General features: G+C 68.0%; 18 protein-coding genes. 13 read left to right on the top strand and 5 right to left on the bottom strand.

Going from position 1 to position 19666, the window contains the following annotated elements; all coding sequences use genetic code 11:
• The 9 genes from glyS to ACOJTB_RS09265 all read left to right on the top strand — a co-directional run.
• A partial coding sequence (glyS, locus tag ACOJTB_RS09225; RefSeq protein WP_420102231.1) for a glycine--tRNA ligase subunit beta occupies positions 1 to 2092 on the top strand: 2092 nt, incomplete at its 5' end.
• Positions 2093 to 2350: 258 nt separating this feature from the next.
• Entirely contained in the window at positions 2351 to 2512 is a 162-nt protein-coding gene (locus ACOJTB_RS09230) for a Thivi_2564 family membrane protein (protein WP_420102232.1), read from the top strand.
• Positions 2513 to 2782: 270 nt separating this feature from the next.
• Positions 2783 to 4045 (top strand): GTP cyclohydrolase II, encoded by a 1263-nt coding sequence (locus ACOJTB_RS09235; protein ID WP_420102233.1) that lies wholly within the window; start codon positions 2783 to 2785, stop codon positions 4043 to 4045.
• Between the two features lie 4 nt (positions 4046 to 4049).
• On the top strand, positions 4050 to 5267 hold the full coding sequence (locus ACOJTB_RS09240) for a URC4/urg3 family protein (protein WP_420102234.1): 1218 nt from the start codon (positions 4050 to 4052) through the stop codon (positions 5265 to 5267).
• A 121-nt stretch (positions 5268 to 5388) separates the two neighbouring features.
• A complete protein-coding gene (gene upp / locus ACOJTB_RS09245; RefSeq protein ID WP_420102235.1) occupies positions 5389 to 6030 on the top strand; it encodes a uracil phosphoribosyltransferase in 642 nt (213 codons plus the stop codon).
• 269 nt (positions 6031 to 6299) lie between these two features.
• The gene (locus ACOJTB_RS09250; protein ID WP_420102236.1) at positions 6300 to 6509 is read left to right on the top strand and encodes a cold-shock protein; all 210 of its coding nucleotides are present in this window, start codon (positions 6300 to 6302) and stop codon (positions 6507 to 6509) included.
• Between the two features lie 169 nt (positions 6510 to 6678).
• Positions 6679 to 8136: a DEAD/DEAH box helicase gene (locus ACOJTB_RS09255; protein ID WP_420102237.1), complete on the top strand. Its 1458-nt coding sequence runs from the start codon at positions 6679 to 6681 to the stop codon at positions 8134 to 8136.
• Positions 8137 to 8218: 82 nt separating this feature from the next.
• Entirely contained in the window at positions 8219 to 8488 is a 270-nt protein-coding gene (gene infA, locus ACOJTB_RS09260; RefSeq protein WP_420102238.1) for a translation initiation factor IF-1, read from the top strand.
• 5 nt (positions 8489 to 8493) lie between these two features.
• The gene (locus tag ACOJTB_RS09265) at positions 8494 to 8760 is read left to right on the top strand and encodes a hypothetical protein (protein WP_420102239.1); all 267 of its coding nucleotides are present in this window, start codon (positions 8494 to 8496) and stop codon (positions 8758 to 8760) included.
• Positions 8761 to 9143: 383 nt separating this feature from the next.
• Here ACOJTB_RS09265 and ACOJTB_RS09270 read toward each other — a convergent pair whose 3' ends face one another.
• Together ACOJTB_RS09270 and ACOJTB_RS09275 are read right to left on the bottom strand one after the other, a co-directional pair.
• Positions 9144 to 9728, bottom strand: coding sequence for a hypothetical protein (locus ACOJTB_RS09270; protein ID WP_420102240.1), 585 nt, complete (start codon positions 9726 to 9728; stop codon positions 9144 to 9146).
• A 229-nt stretch (positions 9729 to 9957) separates the two neighbouring features.
• Positions 9958 to 11157, bottom strand: a complete 1200-nt coding sequence (locus tag ACOJTB_RS09275; RefSeq protein WP_420102241.1) for a cell wall hydrolase — start codon at positions 11155 to 11157, stop codon at positions 9958 to 9960.
• A gap of 305 nt (positions 11158 to 11462) precedes the next feature.
• Here ACOJTB_RS09275 and ACOJTB_RS09280 point away from each other — a divergent pair, with 305 nt between their 5' ends.
• On the top strand, positions 11463 to 12704 hold the full coding sequence (locus ACOJTB_RS09280; RefSeq protein ID WP_420102242.1) for an MFS transporter: 1242 nt from the start codon (positions 11463 to 11465) through the stop codon (positions 12702 to 12704).
• Between the two features lie 13 nt (positions 12705 to 12717).
• Here ACOJTB_RS09280 and ACOJTB_RS09285 read toward each other — a convergent pair whose 3' ends face one another.
• Positions 12718 to 13617, bottom strand: coding sequence for a LysR family transcriptional regulator (locus tag ACOJTB_RS09285; RefSeq protein ID WP_420102243.1), 900 nt, complete (start codon positions 13615 to 13617; stop codon positions 12718 to 12720).
• A gap of 67 nt (positions 13618 to 13684) precedes the next feature.
• Positions 13685 to 14653: an L-threonylcarbamoyladenylate synthase gene (locus ACOJTB_RS09290; protein ID WP_420102244.1), complete on the bottom strand. Its 969-nt coding sequence runs from the start codon at positions 14651 to 14653 to the stop codon at positions 13685 to 13687.
• A gap of 173 nt (positions 14654 to 14826) precedes the next feature.
• Here ACOJTB_RS09290 and ACOJTB_RS09295 point away from each other — a divergent pair, with 173 nt between their 5' ends.
• Positions 14827 to 16602 (top strand): acyl-CoA dehydrogenase, encoded by a 1776-nt coding sequence (locus ACOJTB_RS09295; RefSeq protein ID WP_420102245.1) that lies wholly within the window; start codon positions 14827 to 14829, stop codon positions 16600 to 16602.
• Positions 16603 to 16715: 113 nt separating this feature from the next.
• Here ACOJTB_RS09295 and ACOJTB_RS09300 read toward each other — a convergent pair whose 3' ends face one another.
• Complete coding sequence (locus ACOJTB_RS09300) at positions 16716 to 17504, bottom strand: class I SAM-dependent methyltransferase (RefSeq protein ID WP_420102246.1); 789 nt, start codon at positions 17502 to 17504, stop codon at positions 16716 to 16718.
• Positions 17505 to 17602: 98 nt separating this feature from the next.
• On the opposite strand from ACOJTB_RS09300, the gene ACOJTB_RS09305 reads away from it, so the two are divergent.
• Both ACOJTB_RS09305 and ACOJTB_RS09310 read left to right on the top strand, forming a co-directional pair.
• Positions 17603 to 18484 carry an SDR family NAD(P)-dependent oxidoreductase gene (locus tag ACOJTB_RS09305; protein WP_420102247.1) on the top strand — a complete coding sequence of 294 codons (882 nt, stop codon included), beginning with the start codon at positions 17603 to 17605 and terminating at the stop codon, positions 18482 to 18484.
• On the top strand, positions 18468 to 19328 hold the full coding sequence (locus tag ACOJTB_RS09310; protein ID WP_420102248.1) for an SDR family oxidoreductase: 861 nt from the start codon (positions 18468 to 18470) through the stop codon (positions 19326 to 19328). Before ACOJTB_RS09305 ends, ACOJTB_RS09310 begins: the two co-directional genes overlap by 17 nt.
• Positions 19329 to 19666: the final 338 nt, after the last annotated feature.

The raw sequence follows: 19666 nt of genomic DNA on the forward strand, positions 1-19666 counted from the left end.
CATCGCCGAGATCGTGCCGGCGGTGATCCGCGCCTTCCCCTGGCCGAAATCGATGCGCTGGGGCAAGGCCTCGGCGGCCGGCGCCAGCCTGCGCTGGGTGCGCCCGCTGCATTCGATCCTCTGCACCTTCGGCGCCGAGACCGAGGACACCGAGATCGTGCCCTTCGAGGTTGACGGCATCGTCTCCGGCAATGTCACCTATGGCCACCGCTTCCATGCGCCGGGGCCGATCACGGTGAAGCGCCTCGACGACTACATGACCTCGCTGGAGAAGGCGAAGGTCGTGCTCGATGCCGACCGCCGCAAGGAGATCATCCTCACCGACGCGCGCAACCTCGCCTTCGCGCAGGGGCTCGACCTGGTCGAGGATGAGGGGCTGCTGGAGGAGGTCGCCGGCCTCGTCGAATGGCCGGTCGTGCTGATGGGCTCCTTCGAGGAGCGCTTTCTGGAAATCCCGGGCGAGGCGATCCGCGCCACCATTCGCGCCAACCAGAAATGCTTCGTGCTGCGCGACCCGGCGACGGGCGCCATCGCCAACCGCTTCCTGCTGACCTCGAACCTGATCGCCAGCGATGGCGGGCAGGCGATCACCGCCGGCAATGGCCGCGTCGTGCGCGCCCGCCTCTCGGACGCCGCCTATTTCTGGCAGACCGATCGCGGCGCTCTGCCCGATCTCGAGACGCTGAAGGAGAGCGCCGAGAAGCTTGGCCTCGATCTGTCGAAGCCGCTCGATCAGCGCATGGCCAAGCTCGACAAGCTCGGCGTCGTCTTCCACGCCAAGCTCGGCACGCAAGGCGAGCGCGTCCAGCGCATCGCCGCGCTGGCGCGGGAACTCGCCCCCATCGTCGGCGCCGATCCGGACAAGGCCGAGCGCGCCGCCAAGCTCGCCAAGGCCGATCTGCCGACCGAGATGGTCGGCGAATTCCCGGAACTGCAGGGCCTGATGGGCCGCAAATATGCGGAATTGCAGGGCGAGGACCCGAGCGTCGCCGCCGCGATCGAGGAGCACTACAAGCCGCTCGGCCCCTCCGACCGGGTCCCGACCGATCCGGTCTCGGTGGCGGTCGCGCTGGCCGACAAGCTCGACATGCTGGTCGGCTTCTGGGCCATCGACGAGAAGCCGACCGGGAGCAAGGACCCTTATGCGCTGAGGCGCGCGGCGTTGGGGGTTATTCGGTTGGTAGTGGAGAATGCGGTCAGATTGAAATCCGATATCCTCGTTCGGGCAAACCAAATGGCTTTAAAGATTGCCCAAGATCGCTACCTTGATGCTCTCCGACGGGACGAAGCAAATCTATCTGATATTGCTGATGCCGACTTGGTTCAGGAGTTTGTCAGTCGTAGGTCAATCGGCTTAGTGCCCGAGGTGCCCGATGAAGAAATTTCAGAAGGCAACTTCGACCATGATGCGAACCTACGTATTGATCACCCGCGCTATGGGGCTGCGATTGACGAGCGGGTGGAAGACCTCCTCTCCTTCTTCCACGACCGCCTGAAGGTCATGCTCCGCGACCAGGGCGCGCGGCATGATCTTGTCGACGCCGTGCTGGGCGAGGGCGGCGCCGGTAACGACGACCTCCTCCTCATCACCCGCCGCGTCGGTGCGCTCGGCCGCTTCCTCGACACCGAGGACGGCCGGAACCTGCTCGCCGGCTACAAGCGCGCAGCCAACATCCTGCGCGCCGAGGAGAAGAAGGACGGGGAGGGCGCTTTCGCCGGCACTCCCGATCTCCAGCTCATCGCCGAGGCCGGCTTGATCGAGGAGAAGGCGCTCGCCGTCGCGCTGAGCCAGGCGACGCCGAAGGCGGAAGCCGCCGTCGCCGCCGAGGATTACGAGGGCGCCATGGCCGCGCTCGCTGAGCTGCGTCCCGCCGTCGACGCCTTCTTCGACAAGGTCACGGTGAACGACCCCGACCCGGCCCAGCGCGCCAACCGCCTGAAGCTGTTGAACCAGCTGCGCCAGGCGACGCGCGCGGTCGCGGATTTCGACCGCATCGCCGGATCGGGCACGGATAACGCGGGGAACCCCTCTCCCGGAGGGAGAGGGGCAGGGGTGAGGGGTCGGCCGTCGGACGTTGTGGCCGTGACCTGACCGCTGCCGCGGTAAGGTCGATGCTCTAATGGTCTAATGGCCTTCCCTCACCCCTGCCCCTCTCCCATCCGGGAGAGGGGTTCCATGTCGCGGTTCTTTGCCCACTCCCGGGGAAGGCAACCCCTTCGCCGGCAAACTCCCGCAGCGGAACCTAATTCCGCCCAGCGACGTTCTCCTCTCCGGGCCGACACCGTTTGCGAATGCGTCGCGGCGGCTGCCCGGGGGGCCGGCATCCGGCCGTGAGACGGAGAATTTGCAATGAACATCCTCATTTCCCTGCTGATCACCATCCTCGTCATCGGTGTGGTGCTCTATCTGGTGCGCATGCTGCCGCTCGACGGGCAGATCAAGAACATCGTCCAGATCATCGTCATCGTGATCGGCATCATCTCGCTGCTGCGCTATCTCGCCGTATTCTGAGCGACTGATCGGCCCCTCGAGCCCTCGTCCTGAGGAGGCCCGAAGGCCCGTCTCGAAGGGCGCTCCAGAGGGCTCCCGAACGTCAGGAAACATCCTTCGAGACGCCGCTGGCGCGGCTCCTCAGGATGAGGGCTTTGGCAATCATCCCGTCATGCTGCGCCGCAATTGACGACGCCTCGATGCTGGTCCAGACTTCGTGAGGTCCAGAGGGCCCCGGACGCCACCGTCCGGGGCCCTTTGCTATTGCAGGACTTCGCAGGGGCAGCAGCGATGAACGCGCCGAACCGCACGGGCCATATCAGGCTCACCTCCCATCCCGAGCCCGGCAGCGCGGTCGCGCGCTTCCCGATCCGATGGGGCGCGCCCAGCGCCGCCGAGCGCGGGCCGATCATCGCCTCCACCACCAACCCGGCCGATCGAAACGTCATCGGCGCCCATGGCGGCTCCTATTCGGTCTATCGCGCGCTCGCGATCTCGGCCCGCGCGATGAACCCCTCGCAGCGCCCCGATCTGACCAACACCCATCCCACCGCCGAGGTGCCGCCGCAGCCGCAATGGGCCGATGCCAAGAAGATCGTCTCGCTCGACCCCTTCGGCCACAGCGTCGCGCAGGATTTCGGCGGGCTTATCGGGGAGGGCGTCGATGTGCGCCCCTCGATCGCGATCACCAAGGCGAGGCTCAACCTGCCCGAGATCCTGGCGGCGATGGGCGCCCACCGCCTCGCGGCGGATGGCCATATCCTGCATTCGTCCGGCGACATTTCCGTCACCAAGATCGCGGTGGATCCGGTCTGGTATCTGCCGGGCATCGCCGAGCGTTTCGGCACCACCGAAAACGAGCTGCGCCGCACCCTCTTCGAGCAGACCGGCGGCATGTATCCCGAACTGGTGACGCGGCCGGACATGAAGGTCTTCCTGCCGCCGATCGGCTCGATCACCGCCTATGTCATGGGCGAGGTTTCGGCCCTGTCGGATCCGAAGAAGCGCATCGCCTGCCGCGTCCATGACGAGTGCAACGGCTCGGACGTGTTCGGCTCCGACATCTGCACTTGCCGGCCCTATCTCACCCACGGCATCGAGGAATGCGTGAAGGAGGCCCAGAGCGGCGGCGTCGGCCTCATCGTCTACAACCGCAAGGAGGGCAGGGCGCTCGGCGAGGTGACGAAGTTCCTCGTCTACAATGCCCGCAAGCGTCAGGAGGGCGGCGACTCCGCCGCGACCTATTTCGAGCGCACCGAATGCGTCGCCGGCGTGCAGGATGCCCGCTTTCAGCAGCTGATGCCGGACGTGCTGCACTGGCTCGGCATCACGCGGATCGACCGGCTGATGTCGATGTCGAACATGAAATACGACGCCATGGTCGAAAGCGGCATCGAGATCGGCGAGCGGGTCGCCATCCCGCCCGAGCTGATCCCGCCCGACGCCTCGGTCGAGATCGAGGCCAAGAAGGCCGCCGGTTACTACTCGCCCGACGGCGCGCCGGGCGACAACGCCCTCAAGGCCACGGTCGGCCGCGACCTCGACAAGTTCTGAGCCCATGCCTGACCGGAATTCCGAGGCGGTGCGCGCCTTGCTCAAGCCCGCCGCCGTCCGCGCGCGCGCCCATGAGATGCTCGAGCTCGGCCGCGCTGGCCGCCTGCTCCACTTCACCGTCCATCCCGAGCGGCTGGAGGCTTGCGCCGATTACGTGCTGGACACGATCCGCGCGAACTATCCGACGCTGGACATTCCTTTCCATGCGCGCTGGCGCCATTTCGTGCTGGACGGCGATGACCGCTGGCGAAAACTCGCTGCTGAGGCGGATTTTCCCGATGCGCATGCGCGCGGCCGCGCCGCCTACGACCTCGCCATCGTCAGCGTGCTGCTCGATGCCGGCGCTGGAGCGGATTGGCGCTATCGCGACGGGGCGACGGGCCGTGCCATCGGCCGTTCGGAAGGGCTGGCGCTCGCCTCGCTCGACATGTTCGCCGCGGGCCTGTTCTCCTCCGATCCCGCCGATCCTTACCGTGCCGATGCGAAGGGGCTGAAGCGGCTCGATGCGGCGGCGCTGGCGCAGGGTTTCCAGGCCGGGCCGGGCAATCTGCTCCTCGCCGTCGAGGGGCGCGCCGCGCTGCTCAACCGGCTGGGCGAGGAGCTGGAGCGGCAGGGGCTGGGCCGTCCCGGCGCCCTCTTCGACCGTTTCGCCGCCGCGGCCGAGACCGGCACGGTGCGCGCGCCCTGCCTGCTCGGCGAAGTGCTGGGCACGTTCGGCGGCATCTGGCCCTCGCGGCTGACGGTGACCGGGGTGCCGCTGGGGGATAGCTGGCGCCACCCGCTGATCGGGGGCGAGGGGCCGTCGGCCGGGCTGGTGCCCTTCCACAAGCTCTCGCAATGGCTGACCTATTCGCTGATCGAGCCGCTGCAATGGGCCGGCATCTCGGTCGTCGACGTGGACGACCTCACCGGCCTGCCGGAATACCGCAATGGCGGGCTCCTCCTCGACAGCGGCGTGATCGCGCTGAAGCACGAGGCGGACCGCACCAAAGCCCACGAGGTCTCCTCGGCCCTGGTGGTGGAATGGCGCGCGCTCACCGTCGCCCTGCTGGATGCGATCGGCGCCGCCGTGCGCGAGCGCCTCGGCCGCACGCCGGAGGATCTGCCGCTGGCGAAGGTGCTGGAAGGCGGAACCTGGGCGGCCGGGCGCCGCATCGCCCGCGAAAAGCGTGTGGATGGCGGCCCGCCGCTCGCCATCGTCAGCGACGGCACGGTATTTTGAACGCATGACGGGTTCGAAGCGAACCACGCCGTCATCCCGGAGCTGCGCTTCGCTACGTCCGGGATGACGTGGTGTTTCAACGCCCTCGCAGCATGAACGAGAGGCAAAGGGGACAAGCCGAATGACCACCGAACAGAACGGTGTGACCGTCGTCGATCATCCGCTGGTGCAGCACAAGCTGACGCTGATGCGCCAGAAGGACCGCTCGACCAAGAGCTTCCGCCAGCTCCTCAACGAGATCGGCATGCTGCTCTGCTACGAAGTGACGCGCGACCTGCCGACCGTGCTGGTCGAGATCGAGTCGCCGCTGCAGAGCTCGATGCAGCCGGTCATCGCCGGGAAGAAGCTGGTCTTCGCGCCGATCCTGCGCGCCGGCGTCGGCTTCCTCGACGGCATGCTCGAGCTAGTCCCGGCCGCCCGCGTCGCCCATATCGGGCTCTATCGTGACCCCGATACCCTCCAGGCGGTCGAGTATTATTTCAAGGCGCCTTCCGACATCGCCGACCGCATGATCGTGGTCATGGACCCGATGCTGGCGACGGCCAATTCGGCCGTGGCGGCGGTCGAGCGGCTGAAGGAGCGCGGCGCGAAGGATCTGCGCTTCGTTTGCCTGCTGGCCGCGCCGGAGGGCATCGAGAGGCTGCGCGGCGCTCATCCCGATGTGCGCATCTGGACGGCGGCGATCGACGAGCGGCTGAACGACCACGGCTATATCGTGCCCGGCCTCGGCGATGCGGGCGACCGCATGTTCGGCACGCGCTGAGCCGCGAAAAACCGTTCGGGGACGGACCCGGCGCGGGCCTGCCGAGCCCGAATCGGCGCCGCACTGGACCGCGCCGCCCTTTTGCGCTATAACCGCAGCTGTAAGACGAGATGCGGCCGGGTTCTGGCCACTCCTACCGGGCGTTCCTCACGGGGCGTGACGGTCACGAATCAGATCCACCACACATCGCTACAAGGCCATGGCGAGGCGTCCGCGCGTCGCGTCATGTCTTCATCGACACGCGGATCTGAAACGTAAGGAATACCCCTATGAACAAGGGCACCGTGAAGTGGTTCAACTCCACCAAGGGCTACGGCTTCATCACCCCTGAGAACGGCGGCCAGGACGTGTTCGTCCACATCTCCGCCGTCGAGCGCGCCGGCCTGCGCGAGCTTCTCGAAGGTCAGGTCGTCTCCTACGAGATGGTCGCCGATCGCAAGACCGGCAAGACCTCGGCCGGCAACCTCGCCGTCGCCTGACAAGGCCTGAGGGCGGCGTCCCCGCCGCCCCTTCGACACGATAGGCCTGCCGGCGCTGTGGCTAGCGGTTCGCCGGCGGGTCCGATTTTCGATATGGCCGAATGCGAGGCTGCGGCGCAGCCGATTCCCACATGTGCCCCTCGCAGCTCGGCGTCCGGAAGGACATTTCTTGACCAAATTTACCGAACTCGGACTGGCCGAGCCCCTCCTGAAGGCGCTCGCGGCCGAGGGCTATGAGACGCCGACGCCGATCCAGGCGCAGGCCATTCCCCATATTCTGAAGGGCCGCGACCTGCTCGGCGCCGCCCAGACCGGAACCGGCAAGACGGCGGCCTTCACCCTGCCGATGCTGCACAAGATCCTGGCCGCCCCGCGGCGCCTGTCGCCCCGCGCCGTGCGCGTGCTGGTGCTGTCGCCGACGCGCGAGCTGGCGGCACAGATCGAGGCCTCGGTCCGCTCCTACGCCCAGTTCACCACCCTGAAATCGACGGTGATCTTCGGCGGTGTGCCCGTCGGCAAGCAGATCCGAGCGCTGGGCGAGAAGATCGACATCCTCGTCGCCACGCCCGGCCGCCTGCTCGATCTGGTCGATCAGCGCGCGGTTTCCCTGCGCGAGATCGAGTTCCTCGTCCTCGACGAGGCCGATCAGATGCTCGATCTGGGCTTCATCCATGCTCTGCGCCGCATCGCCACGCTGATCCCGAAGGAGCGCCAGACGCTGCTCTTCTCGGCGACGATGCCGAAGCCGATCCGCGACATCGCCTCCGCCTATCTCACCGACCCGGTCGAAGTCGCGGTGACGCCCGTCGCCACCACGGCCGAGAAGATCGACCAGCGCGTGATCTTCACCGAGCCGGGCAACAAGCCCGCGTTGCTCGCCAAGACGCTGAACGTTCCCGAGCTCGACCGCGCCATCGTCTTCACCCGCACCAAGCATGGCGCGGACAAGGTCGTCCGCCAGCTCGAGCAGTCGGGCATCGACGCCGCCGCGATCCACGGCAACAAGAGCCAGGGCCAGCGCGAGCGTGCCCTCGGCGCCTTCCGCGACGGCTCGCTGCGCATCCTCGTCGCGACCGACATCGCCGCCCGCGGCATCGATGTCGACGGCGTCAGCCATGTCGTGAACTACGACCTGCCGAATGTGCCGGAGAGCTATGTCCACCGCATCGGCCGCACGGCGCGCGCAGGTGCCGCCGGCATCGCCATCGCCTTCTGCACGCCGGAAGAGCGCGGCGATCTCGCCGCGATCGAGAAGCTGACTGGCGTCAAGCCGACCCCGATCGGCGAGGTGCCGTATTGGGATGGCCGTACCCCGAAGAAGCCGCCGCAGAACCAGCGCGGCGGGCGCGGCCAGCAGCAGGGCCGTCCGCAGGGGCAGGGTCGCCCGCAGGGCGAGCAGCGCCAGGGCCAGCCTCGCCCGCAGGGTCAGGGCCGTCCGCAGCAGGCGCGTCCCGAACAGGCCCAGCGCCCCGAGCGCGCGTCGCAGCCGCAGCGCAACCAGCGTTCCGAGGCCGCCGCGCCGCGAAAAGACGGCTCTTCCGCGAAAGAAGGGCTTGGCGGCGTCGCGTTCTTGCAGCAAAGAACACAGCACCCAAGCTCCAACGGCGCCCGGCGGCGCGCGCGCTAAGCGCACGCAGCCAGAACTGGGGCTGGCCGCGCTTCGCGCAGCGGCCGCCCCTCAGCGCCTCCGGGCTCACGAAGGACGACAGATGGCGAAAGAAGAACTGCTTGAATTCGACGGCACCGTGGTCGAGGTGCTTCCGGACGGCAATTACCGCGTCAAGCTCGACAATGATCACATCATCCTGGCCTATGCCGCCGGCAAGATGAAGAAGAACCGCATCCGCACCATCGCGGGAGACCGCGTCATCGTCGAGATGTCGCCTTACGATCTCGATCGCGGCCGTATCAATTTCCGCCAGAAGACCGCCGGACCGGCTCCGGGTGGCCCGCCGCGCCAGAACTTCCGGCGCCGCTGATCCCGATGCGGCTGTCGCGCAGCGAAATCCTGTTCATCGCCTTCGGTGCGGTGCTGGGCGCCGTCGTGGCCTTCGCCACGACATCGGGCTTCGTCGCGCGCGACGGAGCCTTTCCGCCCTTCGTGATCGTGCTGCTGGGTTTGGGCCTGGCGGAACTGGCCGCAGGATTGGCGCTCGGGCGCGGACCGGGCACGCTTGTCGGCATGCCGGCCCGCTTCCTGGCCTTCGTCATCGGCGTCTGCGTTTTTCTACTCGGCGAGCGCTCCTTTTAAGAGCGTGCTGATTTCGCACGGAACCAGACCGTCATTCCGGACAAGCTGCGAAGCAGCGCCGCTCCGGAAGCCATCATAGAGCAAGGGGCCCTTCGTGGATCCCGGGACAAGCCCGGGATGACGGGGTGTTTCCACGAAAACTCAGCGTGCTCTGAGAGCGGCGTCATGCTTGGGCTCTACCAAAGCATCTGCCGCCGGATGATACTCCAGCTTTTGACCCTGAACGTCTCGGCTGTTCGCTGCGCCGCGTCAGCGAATGACGTGCGCGCAGAACGGCTGAACGACGCCATGCACCGGCCAAGAAAAAACCCCGGCGCGAGGCCGGGGTAAAGTGGTCTTTTCCGTGATACAAAGGGTCTACATGGAACTCTGCGGTCGGCTCACTAGCGAGAGCGCGACCAGTATTGCGAACCGGGGCTGACCAGAACCTGGCGCTGCCGCGTTTCATAGGCTGCGGGAATCTCTTCCCGCAGAACCTCGGTCGGGCGCACCATCACCTTGCGGGGGCGCTGCCCGTAAACGGCCGGAACCGTCTCGTAGGACACGCTGGCCGGCGCCACCTCGACGCGGCGGCTCTGATAGCCATACTGCGCCGGAACCTCGACCCAGCAGCCGACGGTATTGCCGTAAGCGTCGCGGGTGACCTGCCAGCGGCGGCTGGGGGCCGCGATCATCACCTTCTCGGTGACGGTCTCATAGCTCGCTGCGCGATAATGCGGGATCCGGCGCTCCGGCGCGATCATCACCGTATCGACCACCGTCTCGTATTCGGCCGGCACGACGCGGTGCTGCACCTGCGGCGGGCGGACCTGCACGGTCTCGTCGACCGTGCCGTAGACCGGCGGGGCGGTGACGAGGTTGTAGCAGGCCGAGCCACGGCAGCCGCCGGCCTGGGCTGCGCCGATGCCCGTCAGCAGGGCGGCCGAGACTGCCGAGGCGGCCAGAAGCCGCGAAGAACGCGAACCCATCATCTGCGAGCCTTGACCCTGTCTGCCCGGCGTCACGCGCCGTTTCGTTGCAGCCAGAAAGCCGGTTTGCCGTGATGAACGCAAGGTAAACGCTAAAACAAGGTAAAATTAACCAGTCCCGCAAGGCGCAGGCGCTTTACCCAGTTTTCCGCTTGGTCAATGAAATCGCAGCGATTTGAGCGGTTTTCCGCGCGCATCTCCGGGACCGGCCCCCACTCTGCTGGCCCGCTCAGGTCTGTCCCGGACGCAGCTGGTAGAAGACGTGCTGGCCGATCGTGTCCATTTTCTTCAGCCGCTTGGCCCAGCCGGGGCGCACATACCTGGCGTGATAATGCGTCGAGGCGCCGACTTCGGCGAGGTAGAGCGTGCCCTCATAGACCTCGCGCGCGATGCGCACCGCGTCGCGCCAGGGGGCGGGCTCGGTGATGCGCAGCGACTTGCCCTCGCAGGTGAAGGTGAACTGGCAGGATAGATACCGGTTCGAGTTCTGGTAGACGACGCCGCAGATGCTGCTGGGGTAAAGCCCGCTTTTGGCCCGGTTGAGCACGACCTGCGCCACGGCGGCCTGACCGTCGAAGGATTCCGAGCGCGCCTCGAAATACACCGCCTCCGCGAGGCAGCGCTGTTCGCGGGCCATATCCTGCGGCGCGATCAGCCCGGTATAGATTTGACGCTCGCCGGGCAGCGCGAGGCGCAGATCGCGCGCGGCAGGGGCGGCCGCCAGCGCGATGCGGGTGTCTCCCGGCCGCGCGACATGGCCCGAGAAGGCGGCCGGCGTCGTCTCCGCCATCGCGATCCGGGAGGACGGCGTGGACGAGGCTCGCTGCGAGGCGGCCGGCACGAGCGGCGAGGAGCCGTCGATGCTTTCCAGATGCAGTTCGGCCTGTCGCGCCGAGGTGATGCGCGGCTTCAGCGAGACGGGCGAGGAATCCGACAAGGCGGGGTCCGTCAAACCCTCATCGGCCGCATAGGGCTCGAAGCCGCCGGGCTGGTCCAGCTCGCCGGCGCGCGGGCCCTCGATGAAGCCACCAGAGATCAGCTTGGGCTGAGTGTCGCCGAAGACCACGCGCTCCAGCTCCAGCGACGGGTGGCCGGAGATGCCGGGCCGCAGGCTCGGCAGCAGGTCGCCCTTGGCGCTGCGGTCGACTTGCGGGAAGCTGCCGGCCGCGCGCTTGAGATCCTCGCGCGGCTGGCGCGGATCGACCACGATCCGCCGCTCGGGATCCTCGAAGGACAGATGCGTGCGCACGATCGCCGAGCTGAGCGCCAGCCCCGGCAAGCGGAAGGCGCTGGCGGCGACGAGCATGGAGGGGCCTTCGGCGAGTTCCGAGGCGGGCGCCGGCTCGCTGCGGCCGATCGTGGTCTGCGGCAGGCCGCTCGGCCCGAAATTCTGCCCGGCGGATGCGGTGAAGGACACTAGCAGCCCCATGGAGAGGGCCCAGGGCGCCGTCGTCCCGGCAGCCCATCGCAGCCCGAGCCGGGGCTTGCCACGCCTGTGCCTGTGAAGACGCAAATGACTCAAAGCGACGGCCCGTTACGGGAACATGGGACGAAAGGCCGACTCGCGCCGATGAACCTTTCGCCCTCTGTTATCCTCACGGTAAGGTTGAGCGGCGGTTAACGGCGCTCAACCCGGCCATCTTCGCCCGTGATGTCCGGCTTCACGAAAACGCAATAGTCGGCGCACGGGCTCCTCGCTATCCTGCTACGACATCATCCGCCGGAGCGCAGCCCATGTCCGACATCCCAGCGCGCCCCGGCCGCGGCTATGCGCCCGAGATCATCGTGGCGGCCGGCTGCCTCATCGCCCTGATCACCTTCGGCCCGCGCGCAAGCGCCGGGCTGTTCCAGCTGCCGATGACGCTCCAGTTCCACTGGGGTCGCGACACCTTCGGCCTGGCTCTCGCGATCCAGAACCTGCTCTGGGGGCTGGGCGCGCCCTTCGCCGGCGCCATCGCGGATCGATTCGGTACGGTGCGCGTGCTCTGCGTCGGCGCCGTGCTCTATGCCGCCGGCCTCGTAACCATGGCCTATGCAACGACGCCGCTGCAGCTGCATCTGGGCGCGGGCGTGCTCATCGGCTTCGGTCTTTCGGCCTGCTCCTTCAATCTCGTGCTCGCAGCCTTCGGCAAGCTGCTGCCGGAACAGTGGCGTCCCATGGCCTTCGGCGCCGGCACGGCGGCGGGCTCCTTCGGCCAGTTCCTGTTCCCGCCGATCGGCAACATCCTGATCGACACCCTCGGCTGGCAGCAGGCGCTCGTCATGTTCGCGGTGACGCTGCTGCCGATCCTGCCGATCTCTGTCGTCCTGGCGACGAGACGCACCGGCACGGCCGCCGCCGCAGCAGCGGCCAACCTGCCGAACCAGTCGGTCAAACAGGCGCTGACCGAGGCCTTCCGGCATCGCAGCTATGTGCTGCTCGTGCTGGGCTTCTTCACCTGCGGCTTCCAGCTCGCCTTCATCACAGTGCATATGCCGGCGTATCTCAAGGATGCCGGCCTGCCCGCCTGGGTCGGCGGCTGGACGCTCGCGGTGATCGGCCTCGCCAATGCGGTGGGCTCGCTCTCCTCCGGCTGGCTCTCGACCCGCATGCCCAAGCGGCATCTGCTGGCCTGGATCTATCTCGGCCGGGCGGTGGCGATCGCCGCCTTCATCATGCTGCCGGCGAGCCCGCTCACGGCGATCACCTTCGGCGTCGTCATCGGCCTGTTCTGGCTCTCCACCGTGCCGCCGACCTCCTCGCTGGTCATGCTGATGTTCGGCACAAAATACATGGCGATGCTCTATGGCTTCGCCTTCTTCTCGCATCAGGTCGGCGGCTTTCTCGGGGTCTGGCTCGGTGGCGTGTTCTACGAGGCGATGGGGAACTACCAGTTCGTCTGGTGGCTGTCGGTCGCGCTTGGCGTGGCCTCCGCGCTGATCAACCTGCCGATCGTCGAGCGTCCCGTCGAGCGGGCGGCCCCGCAGCCCGCCTGAGGTTATACTCGCCTCAGCCGGTGCCTTCGAACAGCGCCCGCAGCCGCATCAGCTCGGCGCTGCAGAAATCCATGAAGGCGCGCACGCGCGGCACATGGCGGATATCGGGGTGGGTCAGAACCCACAGCCCCGTCGCGAAATCGGGATTGGGCGGCGACAGGCGCCTGAGGCCGGGCCGCTGATCGGCGATGAAGCAGGGCAGGGGGCCGATGCCGAGCCCGCGCTCCACCGCCTCGGTCAGGCCCAGCACCGCCGAGGATTTCATCGCGATCCGCTCCGGCTCGACATGCTCGCGCACATAGCGGGCGGCTTTCAGATGCGAGAGCTGGTCGCCGAGCGAAACCCAGTCCCGCTGGAACAGCGAACGCGGATCGCCACCCGCCTGAGCCTCGTCTTCCACGCGGCCGTAGATCGCCCAAGCCAGAGTCGCCACGCGCCGGCCCACCAGCGTCTCGCCTGGCGAATCGCTGGCGCGGATGGCGATGTCGGCATCCCGCTTCGACAGGTTCAGCGCCTGCCCGCCGAGTACCACGTCCAGCCTGATCGCCGGATGCTGGGAGCGGAACGCGGCGATGATCGGAATCAGCACATGCAGATGCAGCGTGTCGGTGGTGGTGATGCGCAATTCGCCGGCCGGTGCGACGTCCCGCCCCGCCAGGCGCCGCGCAAAGGCGGTGACGTCCTCATCCATGCGGCCGGCGAGCGCGGCCATCTCGGCCCCGGCCACTGTCGCGACATAGCCGGTCTTGCGCCGCTCGAAGAGCGGCATGCCGATGAGATCCTCGATCTGGCCGAGGCGGCGGAACACGGTCGAATGATTGACGGAAAGCGCCGCGGCCGCGCCGGTGAGCCCGTCATGGTCGGCGATCGCCTTGACCAGGCGGAAATCGTCCCAGGCGAGCTTCGGATTCATCGCGCACGTCCTTTCATGCGCACGCAACCCGAAATCTTGCGTCGTTGCAAGTTAGACCGATGAAAAGCTAGCGCGGCGCTGCGGCCCGCCTCAGCCGGTCGTTGATGGCCTCGCCGAGCCCGTCCTGCGGGATCGCCGCCACGGCGATGGTGTCGCAGCCGGCTTCGTCGAGACGGCGCAGATGGCCGAAGAGATGGGCGGCGGCCTCCCGCAGATCGCCGGAGGGGCTGAGATTGAGCGCGACGGGCCACTGTGTCGCGTCCGGCCCGAAGCCGAGCCAGGCCTCCCCGGCGCGCGGCCCTTCGGCATCAAGCCTCACATTCGCCGCCGGCGCATAATGCGACGCCAGCAGCCCCGGCGAGATGGGCGCATGGCCCGCCGTGCCCGCATCCGCCAATGGCCGGCCGAGCACGGCCTCGATCGCCTCGCGCGGCACGCCGCCCGGCCGCAGCAGCGTCGGGCCGGCTTCGAGGCAGGCGACGATCGTCGATTCGACGCCGACCTCGGTCGGCCCGCCATCCAGAACCGCGTCGATCCGCCCGTCGAGATCGGCCAGCACATGGGCGGCGCTGGTGGCGCTGATGCGGCCGGAGCGATTGGCGGAAGGGGCGGCGATCGGCCGGCCGGCCGCTTGCAGAACCGCCAGCGCCACCGGATGGGCCGGCACGCGCAGCGCGACCGAAGAAAGGCCCGCCCGGGCGAGTTCGCTCACCGTGCAGCCGGGCGAGACCGGCACGACCAGCGTCAGCGGGCCGGGCCAGAAGGCTGCGGCGAGCGCACCAGCCGCCGCGTCGAACACGCCCTGCGCCCGCGCCGCCTCGAGATCGGGCAGATGCGCGATCAGCGGGTTGAAGCTCGGGCGCTCCTTGGCGGCGTAGATGCCCGCCACCGCAGTCCCGGAGGTGGCGTCCGCCGCCAGGCCATAGACGGTTTCGGTCGGCAGCGCGACGAGCCCGCCCGCGCGCAAAAGCGCGGCCGCCTCGGCGATGCCCGTCCCGTCCGCGCCGAGGCGCCTGGTCTTGCGAGGCTCGTTCACACGATTGACCGGATATTGTTTACATATAAACTAAGTCTGTGCGCGGCTTCTCCGCCGAAGGTCGCGGCCCTGCGCATGGCGAAGGGGATAGTTCCTCGCTACCATCGCGGCAACGGCAAAAAACGGTGCCGGACGCCCGAACTATCGGGAAACCGGACCGAAGGGAGACGACCATGCAATATCAGGCTCCGGTTTCCGACATGCTGGCGACGATGCGCCATGTCGGCGGGCTCGACGCCCTGCAGGCCGAGGGGCTCGCACCGGAACTGGAAGGCGGGGTCGGCGAGGCCGTGCTGGAGGAGGCCGCGAAATTCGCGGCCGACGTCATCGCGCCGCTGAACCGGGTCGGCGACGCCTATGGCGCCAAGCTGGCGGATGGCGAGGTCACCACCCCCCCGGGCTGGAAGGAGGCCTATCGCGCCTGGGCGGATGCGGGCTGGAACGCGCTGCCGGGCCCGGAAGCCTATGGTGGGCAGGGCCTGCCGACCCTGCTGCAATCGGCCTGCATCGAGATGTGGAACTCCGCCGCTTTCGCCTTCGCGCTCGGCCCCCTGCTGACCGTCGGCGCGATCGAGGCCATCCACACCCATGGCTCGGAGCATCTGAAAGAGACCTATCTCGCCAAGCTCGTCTCCGGCGAATGGATGGGCACGATGAACCTCACCGAGCCGCAGGCCGGATCCGACCTCAACGCCCTGCGCTCGAAGGCCGAGCGCCAGCCGGACGGCACCTATCGCATCACCGGCCAGAAGATCTTCATCACCTATGGCGAGCACGATCTGACGGAGAACATCATCCATCTCGTGCTCGCGCGCCTGCCCGACGCCCCGGCCGGCACGCGCGGGATCTCGCTGTTCCTCGTTCCGAAATACCTGGTGAACGAAGACGGCTCGCTCGGCGCTCATAACGATCTGCGCTGCTCGGGGCTGGAGCACAAGCTCGGCATCCACGCCTCGCCGACCTGCTCCATGGCCTTCGGCGACAAGGGCGGCGCGATCGGCTGGCTGATCGGCGAGGAGAACCGCGGCCTCGCCTGCATGTTCACGATGATGAACAATGCCCGCCTCAACGTCGCGCTCCAGGGCGTCGCCATCGCCGAGCGGGCCTATCAGCAGGCGCTGTCCTTCGCGCGCGAACGCAAGCAGGGCACCGCGCTCGATGCGCCCAAAGGCGCGCCGATGAGCCCCATCCTCGTCCACCCGGATGTACGACGCATGCTGATGGACATGCGCGCCAAGACGCAGGCGGCCCGTGCCATCTCCTATCGCGTCGCCGCCGAGCTGGACCGCGCCCATCGTGAGCCGGACGAGCGCGGGCGCAAGGTCGCGGCCGAGCGGGCGGCAATCCTCACCCCCGTGGCGAAGGCCTATGCGACCGATACCGGCATCGAGGTCGCCTCCACCGGCATCCAGGTGCATGGCGGGATGGGCTTCGTCGAAGAGACCGGCGCGGCCCAGCATCTGCGCGACGCCCGCATCGCCGCGATCTACGAGGGCACCAACGGCATCCAGGCCATCGACCTCGTCACCCGCAAATTGCCTCTGTCGGGCGGCGCGGCGGTGAAGGCCCTGATCGGCGAGATGCGCGATGTGGTGGCTGAGGTCGAACGCGCCAATACGCCGGGCTTCGGCCACAGCGCCGCGCGCCTCGGCGCCGCCGTCGATGCACTGGAGCGCGCGACGCAGTGGATGCTCGCCACTCTGGGAACGAGCCAGGCCGACGCCCTGGCCGGCGCCACGCCCTATCTCAAGCTCTTCGCTCTGGCGCAGGGCGGCACCGGGCTGGCGAGGAAGGCGCTGGCGACCCGCAGCGAGGCCGACAGCGCCGCCGATCTCGCCACCGCCCGCTTCTTTGCCGAATGCGTCGCGACCGAGGCGCCGGCGCTGGAGCTGGCGGTGACGGAAGGCGCCGGCGCCGTCGCCGATGCCGCCGCGGTCTTCGCCGCGTGACTGAGCCGTCATTGCGAGCGCAGCGAAGCAATCCCGGGGCGGCTGAGCGCTGGAGCCCCCTGGATTGCTTCGCTGGGGCTCGCGATGACGACGAGGGTCGCGCTTCTCGAGCCTCAGCCCGGTTTGCGCGCCCGCACATGCAGGAACAGCGGCGCCACGCGGGTATCCGCCAGATAGGGCTGCGCCTGCGCCGTCGCCGCATCGACGCGCGGCTCGGCCATATGCTCGATGACGAGCCCGGCGGCCACGATCAGCGCGACCCATTCGCTCAGCGTGCGGTGGAAGCGCGGCACGCGGAACGGCTCGACGCTGGCCTTCACCTCGGGCGGGGCCGCGCCGAAGCGCCAGCTCTCGATCTCGCCGTCGATGCCGTCGAAATAGCGGCCGACCTCGACGGCGCGGACCGTGCCGTCCTCCTCCCGCAGCACCTTGCGATAAGGCGGCGTGAAGCACGGGTGCAGGATCGAGAATTGCAGAAAGCCGCCGGGCCTAATGACGCGCGCCGCCTCGCTGACGGCCCTGTCCGGGCGCGGCATGTCCATCAGCGACATGAAGGCGGTGGCGAAGTCGAAGCTCGCATCGGCGAAGGGCAGGGCGGTGCCGTCTCCGGCCTGATAGCGGATGCCGAGCGGCTCCCGCGCCTCCTCCTCCCGCGCATGGCGAAGGAAGGTCGGCGCGATGTCGATCGCGGTCATCCGCGCCCCGGCTTGCGCGAGCTTGCGGGTATTGCCACCTTCGCCACAGCCGATGTCGAGGCCGTCCAGTCCCGCGATCGGCGGCAGGCTCGCGAGGAACACCGGTGTGTTCAGCGCGTCGCGATAAAGGTCGTAACCGGCGCGCGCATGCCTCGTCCAGGTTTCGGCATTGGCCTCCCAGAAAGAGCCGGCGTCTGTGCTGTCCATGGATTGGCTCCTGTTTCGGGGGAGGGGCGGTATAGAGATGATGGACTGGGTTGGCTAGCCGGGTCCGCGGCCTTTGAGCCTGTTGGGATGGCGGGCCGATGACGCCCGCCGGTTTTCCCCTCGCCAACCGCATCTGCCTCGTGGCCGGCGCGTCGCGCGGCGTCGGGCGCGGCAGTGCGCGCGCGCTGGGCGAGGCGGGCGCGACCGTGATCGTCACGGGGCGCTCGAGCGAAGCAGGCCCCCATACCGACCAGCGGCCCGAGACCTTCGAGGATGCGGCGCGAGAGGTCGAGGCGGCCGGCGGCAAGGGCCATCCCTATCGCTGCGACCACACCAGCGAGCGCGAGGTCGACGGCCTCGTCTCCTGGGCGCTCAGACGTTTCGGGCGGCTCGATTGCGTCGTCGATGCGGTGTGGGGCGGCAACGAGGGCTATGACGGCGAACGCTATCCGGACGGCTCCGCCTATGGCACGCCCTTTTGGCGCCGCCCGGCTGCGCGGCTCGGGCGGAGCTTCGAGGCGGGCGTCTATGCCCAGTTGCTGCTGGCGCGGGCGGTCGCGCCGGCAATGGTGCAGATGCGCTCTGGCCTGATCGTGACGGTGAGCTTCGACACAGCCCCGGGTTATCTCGGCGACATTTTCTACGACGTGGCGAAGACGGCGGCGAACCGGCTGAGCTTCGCGATGGCGCAGGAACTCACCCCCTTCGGCGTCACGGCGCTCGGCCTCTCACCCGGCCATGTCCTGACCGAGCGCGTCCGTGACGCCGGGCTGGCGGGCGACACCACCGAAACCCCGCTCTATGCCGGCCGCGCGGTGGCGGCGCTCGCCGCCGACCCCCAGGTCTCGCGCCATGCCGGGCAGGTGCTGCATGTCGCTGATCTGGCGCGGCTCTACGGATTCACGGACCGGGACGGCTCACAGCCCGGCCGCTACCTCATCAATGATAAAACGGGAGGCGACGATGTCGCTCAAGGGTAAGACGCTCTTCATCACCGGCGGCTCGCGCGGCATCGGGCTCGCCATCGCCCTTCGCGCGGCGAGGGACGGCGCCAACGTCACCATCGCCGCCAAGACGGCCGAGGCTCATCCGAAGCTGCCGGGCACGATCTACACCTCGGCCGCCGAGATCGAGGCGGCGGGAGGCCGATGCCTGCCGCTGATGGTCGATGTCCGCGAGGAGCAGAGCGTCGCGGAGGCTATCGCCAGGACGGCCGAGACCTTCGGCGGCATCGACATCGTCGTGAACAATGCCAGCGCGATCCAGCTCTCCAATACCTCGCTGACGGACATGAAGCGCTTCGATCTGATGCATCAGATCAACACGCGCGGCACCTTCATGGTCTCGAAATACGCGATTCCCCATCTGGAGAAGGCGCAGAACCCGCATATCCTGATGCTATCGCCGCCGCTCGACATGAAGACGCACTGGTTCGCGCCGCATCTGGCCTATTCCATCGCCAAATACGGGATGAGCCTGTGCGTGCTAGGGCTGGCGGGCGAGTTGGCCCCCAAGGGCATCGCGGTCAACGCGCTCTGGCCGCGCACCACCATCGCCACCGCGGCCGTCCAGAACCTTCTCGGCGGCGACAAGATGGTGCAGGCCAGTCGCACCCCCGAGATCCTCGCAGATGCGGCGCATATGGTCTTTTCGAAGCCCTCGCGCGAATTCTCCGGCCATTTCCTGATCGACGACAGCTTCATGGCCGGCGAGGGCGTCACCGATTTCACGCCCTATCGCGTCGATCCGTCGGTGCCGCTGATGCCGGACTTCTTCGTGCCGGCGGATTCCAAGCCGCCGCAGGGCGTCAAAGGCGGGGTTTGAGAAACAGCGCTGATCCAGCAGTCGCGGGGAACCCTCTCCCCATTGAAGTCGGCTGTTGCCGACTTCAACGCCCAAAGTACCGATCCTCGGCAACAGCCGAGATCGGCGAGAGGGCAGGGTGAGGGGTTGGCCGTTGGACGCTTTGGCCGGGACCTAACGGCGGCCGCCGTGAGCTTCATGCCCCACTGGTCCAGGGGCCTACACCTCACCCCTGCCCCTCTCACTGATCTCGGGCTTGCCCGAAATCAGCACTCGGAGTGTCGAAGTCGGCAACAGCCGACTTCGATGCAGGAGAGGGGTTCCCCGCGGATGTTTCCTCGGCTTTCGCTTCTCCGGGG

The sequence above is a fragment of the Allobosea sp. genome (assembly GCF_048595345.1).
Taxonomy (GTDB): domain Bacteria; phylum Pseudomonadota; class Alphaproteobacteria; order Rhizobiales; family Beijerinckiaceae; genus Allobosea.

Coding starts and splice junctions, on each gene's coding strand:
- ACOJTB_RS09240 (WP_420102234.1), top strand. CDS start 4,050: ATGCCTGACCGGAATTCCGAGGCGGTGCGCGCCTTGCTCAAGCCCGCC.
- ACOJTB_RS09300 (WP_420102246.1), bottom strand. CDS start 17,504: ATGGACAGCACAGACGCCGGCTCTTTCTGGGAGGCCAATGCCGAAACC.
- ACOJTB_RS09250 (WP_420102236.1), top strand. CDS start 6,300: ATGAACAAGGGCACCGTGAAGTGGTTCAACTCCACCAAGGGCTACGGC.
- ACOJTB_RS09230 (WP_420102232.1), top strand. CDS start 2,351: ATGAACATCCTCATTTCCCTGCTGATCACCATCCTCGTCATCGGTGTG.
- ACOJTB_RS09270 (WP_420102240.1), bottom strand. CDS start 9,728: ATGGGTTCGCGTTCTTCGCGGCTTCTGGCCGCCTCGGCAGTCTCGGCC.
- ACOJTB_RS09295 (WP_420102245.1), top strand. CDS start 14,827: ATGCAATATCAGGCTCCGGTTTCCGACATGCTGGCGACGATGCGCCAT.
- ACOJTB_RS09305 (WP_420102247.1), top strand. CDS start 17,603: ATGACGCCCGCCGGTTTTCCCCTCGCCAACCGCATCTGCCTCGTGGCC.
- ACOJTB_RS09285 (WP_420102243.1), bottom strand. CDS start 13,617: ATGAATCCGAAGCTCGCCTGGGACGATTTCCGCCTGGTCAAGGCGATC.
- infA (WP_420102238.1), top strand. CDS start 8,219: ATGGCGAAAGAAGAACTGCTTGAATTCGACGGCACCGTGGTCGAGGTG.
- ACOJTB_RS09235 (WP_420102233.1), top strand. CDS start 2,783: ATGAACGCGCCGAACCGCACGGGCCATATCAGGCTCACCTCCCATCCC.
- upp (WP_420102235.1), top strand. CDS start 5,389: ATGACCACCGAACAGAACGGTGTGACCGTCGTCGATCATCCGCTGGTG.
- ACOJTB_RS09265 (WP_420102239.1), top strand. CDS start 8,494: ATGCGGCTGTCGCGCAGCGAAATCCTGTTCATCGCCTTCGGTGCGGTG.
- ACOJTB_RS09280 (WP_420102242.1), top strand. CDS start 11,463: ATGTCCGACATCCCAGCGCGCCCCGGCCGCGGCTATGCGCCCGAGATC.
- ACOJTB_RS09310 (WP_420102248.1), top strand. CDS start 18,468: ATGTCGCTCAAGGGTAAGACGCTCTTCATCACCGGCGGCTCGCGCGGC.
- ACOJTB_RS09275 (WP_420102241.1), bottom strand. CDS start 11,157: ATGGGGCTGCTAGTGTCCTTCACCGCATCCGCCGGGCAGAATTTCGGG.